Raw genomic sequence first — 2,337 nt, forward strand, 5'->3', positions numbered from 1 at the left:
ATCCATTTGTTTACTTATTGTAGCTGTAGGAATCCACTCATACTCGACAGATACCCCTAATTTTCCAGATGAATGCATAAGAGCATTATTAGTAGCGAACTGTGATGGATATTCTGGACTAAAGTCACCAACAATTCCAACTTTCAATTTGTAGGCCCCCTTTCAAACTCAATTATAAATTTATACTATATATTGGCGAATATTTCAATGTGATGAATTTAAAAATTCGCTGCAATCTGCTTCATCCAACTATCGTATCCGTTAGCTTAATGATTAAATGAACGCCGCTCCTTTGACTAAACTACGAATGACAAGTGTGAAGATGAAGTCAAGTAATTTGCCTTGGTTCGTACTATGGCAAAACATTAAGAATCCCTCTCAACTGCGGTAAACGATACATGTTCTTGTCCCTAATCGGCAAACGATATATGTTCTTGTCACTGACTTTGGACAAGAACATATATCGTTAAAATCAAAAAAGCTGCAAATAAGCGGCTTCTTAAGCCTGGTTGACCTCATAATACGAACGGGCAGGTTTAACTCGCAACTTTATCTATTTGTAACCATGCCTAGTCTCCTATCGCCCATTTGATCGTTTATCCGCTCATACCGTTTCTATTAAACTTCCAATTACATATTTTAATGTATTGCTAGATATATTAATGGAATCAACGAAAGGAGGTTATGTTGAAATGGTAGTTAAACGCGAAGTGGTTCAAAAGAGCGTAACGACGAAAGGTGTCCGTAAACCTTGCAAAAAAGTTTTTAAATCCGCTTTTCGGGCAATCGCAAATAATAATCAACCCGTCGGCACCCTTCGTATACCACAGGTTTTATTTGGCATCGAAGAATTTGATCTCGGGAATGAATACAATCCTGTCACATCGACGTTCAGTCCAAAACACTGCGGATCTTACAGACTTTTCACAAGCATCGTCTTTAAAAAAAGGACGATAGAGACTTTTGATGTCATTCTACTAATTACGGTTAATGGAATAGTTGCCATATCTGCAAGCGCAACAGTAAGCTCTAGCAGCGTAGTTATTAACGCTTCAGGTGTTCTCAAGCTTCGCAGCGGTGATAAAGTTAATGTAGCTGTGGCTTCTAATGGAGATGGAATCATAAAGAAAGGATTCAGAACACAATTCGAAGGTAAAAGGATTCGAAAATCAGTAAAAAAATAAGAACCGTTTACCCAACGGTTCTTATTTTTTTGATTATGAATCCCCCTTCACGCAACAAGCTATGTACATCAACATCAAGTACGAGACTGATTTCAAATAAACCATTTCTATTTCAACTATCCTCCCTTTAGTCGAGAATAGGCAGCCGATCCTTTGACCGGCTGCCTTCATGTCTTTATTCAACTATCGTTCCCTTTAGCTTAATCCACCGTCTGATTTCCATTTTGAAAGGATCCCGCCTGTTTAGCCCAAAAATCGAGTTCATTACACTTTTGAATCGCATTTTCATAAAGAGTACTTAACACGTCCTCAGGTCCAAAAATCGTCATCCAATCAATACCATTCGAGGCTGGAAACAAAACTGAAAACAGTCCCTTCTTTGATTGTTCTTTACAATATTTAACTGCAGATTGACTATCGGACGAACTTAACCCTCCAAAAACACCTGGTCTGTAACAATGAGCTAAAATGGTATTGGGATCAAACTTGTGCAAATCAATTACGATGACAATGGATCCTCTACTCCATTCCGCCGAGTTCCATAATGATTCATGACCCATTATAACTTCTTGATTTAAGGTTAATGAGTATTTACCTTGGTGTTTTGTTAGTATTCCTTTGTGCCTTTTCAAGAGAGGCGATCCTTCCTTAAGACCATAAACAAAGATCTCTTTTGCATTCTCAACAAGAGGTCTTATCACATTTTCATGAGCGCTTAGGTGTTGCTCTGATTCATAATTGACGCTGTATCGCAAACCATCCGAAGGGAGAAGCCCTACACTAAAATGCTTTTGAATGTTACTCACCTACTGTTTTATTTACTATTTTAACATGTTCCAAATGGAAAAATTGTTGAACGAAACTGCCCGTTAGTTGAGCGAAGGGCTGCCACGCGGGCAATGTCATTTAGTTTAGCTCAAAGACAAGAACAGGACTAAAAATGAAATCCGAAACGGCATGGGAAAAGTCCTGTGCCGTTTGTTTTTTTGGGGAAAGCAAAGAAAAAGCGCATAGCAAACAAAGCGGATGGAGTGTCCGCTTTAAAAAATGTTCATGTGAAACGAATTATGCTACTCTATAGACGAAGCTCACGACTGATTTCCAGCGGATTTTGCGCGTATTCTGCTGCCCTTTGCGAACGGGTCGAATCGGC

At 38.9% G+C, this 2,337-nt stretch carries 2 protein-coding genes; one reads left to right on the forward strand and one right to left on the reverse strand.

The window, feature by feature from the left end; all coding sequences use genetic code 11:
* Positions 1-692 precede the first annotated feature (692 nt).
* Positions 693-1,184, forward strand: coding sequence for a C1q-like domain-containing protein (locus ASG81_RS02815; RefSeq protein ID WP_056628919.1), 492 nt, complete (start codon positions 693-695; stop codon positions 1,182-1,184).
* A gap of 200 nt (positions 1,185-1,384) precedes the next feature.
* Here the strand turns inward: ASG81_RS02815 and ASG81_RS02820 are convergent, their stop codons facing one another.
* A complete protein-coding gene (locus ASG81_RS02820) occupies positions 1,385-1,990 on the reverse strand; it encodes a hypothetical protein (RefSeq protein ID WP_155971144.1) in 606 nt (201 codons plus the stop codon).
* Positions 1,991-2,337: the final 347 nt, after the last annotated feature.

This window comes from Paenibacillus sp. Soil522 (genome assembly GCF_001428245.1).
GTDB lineage: Bacteria > Bacillota > Bacilli > Paenibacillales > Paenibacillaceae > Pristimantibacillus.